The organism is Actinocrinis sp. (assembly GCF_035938995.1).
Classification (GTDB): Bacteria; Actinomycetota; Actinomycetes; order Streptomycetales; family Catenulisporaceae; genus DASZGI01.
In genome coordinates, this window is sequence record NZ_DASZGI010000362.1 from 1 (window position 1) to 4,747 (window position 4,747).

A 4,747-nucleotide genomic window follows, 5' to 3' on the forward strand; every position below is an offset into this window, starting at 1 on the left:
GGCCGGGTCGCATACGCCGCGGGGTACACCGGACTCGGCGTCGGGGCGACCCGCTTCGGCGCGAACGTCATGCTCGACCTGCTCGTCGGCGAGCCCACCGAACTGACCGAGCTCGAACTCGTCCGCTCCCGGCCGCTGCCGTTCCCGCCCGAACCGGTGAGGTCCATCGGGGTGAACCTGACCCGGTGGTCACTCGACCGCGCCGACCGCGACGACGGCCATCGCAATCTGTGGCTTCGCACCCTCGACCGCTTAGGCCTCGGCTTCGACAGCTGACTCGACCGACTCCGCCGCGTTGCCATGTAAGGCAAAAGCGCCTCGCTCCGACACAGTGGCAATTGAGGGCCTCCGCCGCCGCCAGCAGACTCGAAGTTATAACGAACCACGGCGCGACTTAAGGGGCGAACCCGGTGAGCAAGCACGTCACACATTGGATCGGCGGCGCGGAGTGGACCGGCGTCGCCGACCGGCGCGGCGACATCCACGACCCGGCGACCGGCGCGGTGAGCGGGGCCGTCGACTTCGCCTCCGTGCGCGAGGTGGACGACGCGGTGGCGGCCGCAGCGGCGGCGTTCCCGGCCTGGCGTGCGACCTCGCTGGCCAGGCGGGTGCAGATCCTCTTCAACTTCCGGGAGCTGCTGAACGGCCGCCGGGACGAGCTGGCCTCGATCATCACCGCCGAGCACGGCAAGGTGCACTCCGACGCGCTCGGCGAGGTCGCCCGCGGCCTCGAGGTGGTCGAGTTCGCCTGCGGCATCCCGCACCTGCTCAAGGGTGGCTTCACCGACTCCGCCTCCACCAGCGTCGAGGTCTACGAGCTGCAGCAGCCGCTCGGCCCGGTCGCGATCATCTCCCCGTTCAACTTCCCGGCGATGGTCCCGATGTGGTTCTTCCCGCTCGCGATCGCGACCGGCAACACGGTGGTCGTCAAGCCCAGCGAGAAGGACCCGTCGTCGGCGAACTGGCTGGCCGCGCTCTGGCAGGAGGCCGGGCTGCCGGACGGCGTGTTCAACGTCGTGCACGGCGACAAGGTCGCGGTCGACCGGCTGCTGGAGCACCCCGACGTGAAGGCGGTCTCCTTCGTCGGCTCGACCCCGATCGCCCGCTACGTCTACGAGAACGGCACCCGCTACGGAAAGCGGGTCCAGGCGCTCGGCGGAGCGAAGAACCACATGGTCGTGCTGCCGGACGCGGACCTGGACCTGGCCGCCGACGCCGCGGTCTCCGCCGGGTTCGGCTCGGCCGGCGAGCGCTGCATGGCCGTGTCCGTGCTGGTCGCGGTGGACCCGGTGGGCGACGAACTGATCGCCAAGATCACCGATCGGATGGCCAAGCTGCGGGTCGGCCCCGGCTGCGCCCAGACCTCGGAGATGGGCCCCCTGGTCACCGGCGCGCACCGGGACAAGGTGACCTCCTACGTCGACGCCGGCCTATCCGCCGGGGCCACCCTCGTCGTCGACGGCCGCGAGCACCCGATCGACGGCGAGGCGCAGACCGGCGTCGACACCGCGAACGGGTTCTGGCTCGGCCCGACCCTGTTCGACCACGTGACCCCGGAGATGTCGATCTACACCGACGAGATCTTCGGTCCCGTCCTCTCGGTCGTCCGCGCGCACACCTACGACGACGCGCTCGAGCTGATCAACACCAACCCGTACGGCAACGGCACCGCCATCTTCACCAACGACGGCGGCGCGGCGGCCAAGTTCCGCAACGAGGTCGAGGTCGGCATGGTCGGCATCAACGTCCCGATCCCGGTGCCGGTCGCCTACTACTCCTTCGGCGGCTGGAAGGCGTCCCTCTTCGGCGACTCGCACGCCTACGGCCCGCAGGGGGTGCACTTCTTCACCCGCACCAAGGCGGTCACCCAGCGCTGGCTTGACCCGTCCCACGGCGGCGTCAACCTCGGCTTCCCCCAGAACGTGTAGGACGACAGTCGGCCCAGCACGCACTCAGCGCGCTGGGCCGACAGCTTTCAGTGATGGGTGGTACCATATAAGGCATGATGAAGACAACCGTGTACCTTCCGGAAGAGCTCGAACTTCGGTTGGATGCGGAGTCGGCGGCTACCGGGATAAGCAAGGCCGAGTTGATCCGCCGTGCGATCGCCTCGTGGCTCGATACGTCGCCGCGGCCCAAATCGAGCCGACCGCTTCCGGTGTTTCACAGCGGCCGAGCACGGAGCGTCGATGAGATGGATGACGAAATCTACGAGCACGTCAAAGAGCGGGCGGCACGCCGTTGATCATCGTCGCGGACACATCGGCGCTGTTCGCGGCGTTCGACGCCGATCAACCGGAACACGCTCGGGCGACGGCGGTCATGGAGCGGGAGACGCTCGCGATCTCGCCGCTCGTCATCACGGAACTCGACCATCTCGTGCACCGCGATCTGGGTTTCGCGGCGGCTATGCAGGTCGTGGACGCGCTGGCCGACCGCATCGGGGACGGTCGATACCGTCTCGCGGAACTTAGGAATGCCGATCTGGTAGCGGCTCAGTCAGTGCGGAGCAAGTATGAGGCGCTTCGTCTCGACCTCGCGGACGCAGTGGGTGTCGTTCTCGCGCATCGCTACAAGACGGACAGCGTCTTCACTCTGGATCAGCGCGATTATCGGGCCATTGAGCCGCTTACACCGGGATTGACGGCGTTTCGGATCCTGCCCGCTGACTTGTGACCGGCGGGGCGGGGCGAGTCGGCGATACCGCGCAGGCGGCAACCGCGGCCCCGGATTCCACGTCTTGTTCCACCAGACGTTCGGGCGACGGCTGGAAAGGTGCGGGCCGTGACCTTCGGGAGAGCGCTGGCGCCGGTGGTGGCGGGCTGCTTGGCGATGTGCGGCGCTCAGGCGGGGCACGACGAGCAGACGTACTCCGGGTGCTTTCGCGGCGCGCTGACTGTTACCGCCGGGTCGCAGCCGACCGTGCACGCTGTGGGCCAGCAGGCTGTTGAGAGCGCGACGTTGCACGTCAACCGGAACGTTGGGCTGCGCGGCGTTTTCTTCGAGTATTCGCTCGGTGCCGTGCGCGGGTCGGCCTCGAATCCGCCTTCTTACGCCTGGCAACTGGACGGCGGCGGCTGGCAGTCCGGCACCTTGTCGCCGGACGGCTCCGGGACGTGGACCGCGGACCCGGGGGAGCTTGGGGATCTGGGCGGGGGGTCGACCCACACCCTCGAGTTCGCCATCACCTTCACGTCGAATGACCAGGCCGGCGCTTATTCGAGCGACTTGCAGGTCGGCAGCTTCTTCTGCGGCGGCGTTGGTTCGGACACTCCAATTTCCCTCGACTTTGCACCCGCGAGCCCGTCCGCTTCTCCGTCGCCTTCGCGGACGCCGAGTCGTTCCGCCTCGCCCAGCGCTTCGGCCAGCCCGTCCGCGTCGCCGAGTCCGTCGGCCTCCGCCTCGCCGAGTCCGTCCGACCTGGTTTTGCTCGCCCCGAGCCACAGCCAGGCGCCCGTCGCAGCGGTTAAGGCGGCGGCATCGGGCGATGGCGGTGGGGTTGCGCTCCTGCTTGCCGGGCTAGTGATGATGCTGGGGCTCGTGATGGGCTTTGTCCCCGGCGTCCTGCGGCATCGGCGCGTGCGTGCCGCTGGCGCTGGCGGTAGAGACGGAGCGGGACCGGGCGACGGTCCCAAACCGGTGTAGGAGCACGAGCGCGGCCCCGCACCAGCAGAACGATCCGAGGATGTCCGACAGCCAGTGGTAGTCGGACCACAGCAGTCCGAACGCGGTGAAGAGGATAAGCGCGGACGCGATGGTGATACTTGCCCTGCGGATGACTTCGGCTGTGGGAAATGCGACGCAGAGGATCAGCGCCGACGTGCCGTAGCAGAGCATTGCGTCGGCGGTGTGGCCGGACGGGAAGTAGCCGAAGCTCGCGTCGCCGAGCACGACGGTGCCCGGGCCGGGCCGGGCGATCCAGATCTTCAGCGGGATGACCGTGGCCAGCGCGATTCCGGCGCCCGCGGCGATCGTGAGGGGGAGCAGCGAGCGTGCTCGCCGGGCGGCCACCAGTGCCACGATTGGTAGCACTGGGATTGCGACGGGCGGGTTGCCGAGATCGGCCATGCCACGCCCGAACGTGGCCAGCCAGCTCAGCGCAGGTGTTCCGGACCAGGCCAGGATGTGGTCGCGCACGCGGATGTCGACCCCGGTCACCGGGCCGTGCGAGGCGACCTGCCACAGGAGCAGGACGAAGCAGACGAGCCCGGCGAGCGGCCACGTCCACCACGCGAGCGCGTCCAGCCGCAGCGGGCGGCCGGATCTGAGCGCGTGCAGCCGAAGCGAGCCGCCGGACCTCGGGGGGTCCGCTGCGGCCGGGCCGCCGGGGCGCGGCGGATCCGTTCTGGGCTGGTCTTCCTGGTCGATCATCACTTCGAGGGTACGCGCTCGCGGAGGCGCGGGCGGCACGCCAAGTCCTCGTCGACCGGTTCGAGGAAGTCCTGCGCGCTTGTGCGGAGGCGGGCCGCGCAGAGCCGCGGTTTTGTGGCGGCTCCACCGCCGCACCGGTGGAGCCGCTCCCCGCGATTCAGTGACGGATGGGCGGCCGAGAGGTCAGCCGAGGCTGTCGAAGGCCTGCTCGACGATGTCGAGGCCCTCGTTCAGGAGGTCGTCGCCGATCACCAGCGGGGGCAAGAATCGCAGCACGTTGCCGTAGGTTCCGCAGGTCAGTACCACGAGTCCGGCGGTGTGGCAGGCTGCGGCGACCTTCGAGGCGATGGCCGGAGCTGGGTTCTTGGTACCCGGT

The 4,747-nt window shown here is 69.1% G+C and carries 4 protein-coding genes and 2 pseudogenes; 4 read left to right on the forward strand and 2 right to left on the reverse strand.

Annotated elements, in window-relative coordinates:
- The 4 genes and pseudogenes from VGZ32_RS25265 to VGZ32_RS25280 form a co-directional block, all read left to right on the forward strand.
- Positions 1-276: pseudogene (locus VGZ32_RS25265) on the forward strand (FAD-dependent oxidoreductase); the annotation flags it as partial.
- A 134-nt stretch (positions 277-410) separates the two neighbouring features.
- Positions 411-1,928, forward strand: coding sequence for a CoA-acylating methylmalonate-semialdehyde dehydrogenase (locus VGZ32_RS25270; protein ID WP_326888691.1), 1,518 nt, complete (start codon positions 411-413; stop codon positions 1,926-1,928).
- A gap of 74 nt (positions 1,929-2,002) precedes the next feature.
- The gene (locus tag VGZ32_RS25275) at positions 2,003-2,245 is read left to right on the forward strand and encodes a CopG family transcriptional regulator (RefSeq protein WP_326888692.1); all 243 of its coding nucleotides are present in this window, start codon (positions 2,003-2,005) and stop codon (positions 2,243-2,245) included.
- A complete protein-coding gene (locus VGZ32_RS25280; RefSeq protein WP_326888693.1) occupies positions 2,242-2,676 on the forward strand; it encodes a type II toxin-antitoxin system VapC family toxin in 435 nt (144 codons plus the stop codon). The genes VGZ32_RS25275 and VGZ32_RS25280 overlap by 4 nt, the downstream gene beginning before the upstream one ends.
- A gap of 843 nt (positions 2,677-3,519) precedes the next feature.
- Here VGZ32_RS25280 and VGZ32_RS25285 read toward each other — a convergent pair.
- Both VGZ32_RS25285 and VGZ32_RS25290 read right to left on the reverse strand, forming a co-directional pair.
- Entirely contained in the window at positions 3,520-4,371 is an 852-nt protein-coding gene (locus VGZ32_RS25285; protein ID WP_326888694.1) for a phosphatase PAP2 family protein, read from the reverse strand.
- Between the two features lie 183 nt (positions 4,372-4,554).
- Positions 4,555-4,747: pseudogene (locus VGZ32_RS25290) on the reverse strand (4-aminobutyrate--2-oxoglutarate transaminase); the annotation flags it as partial.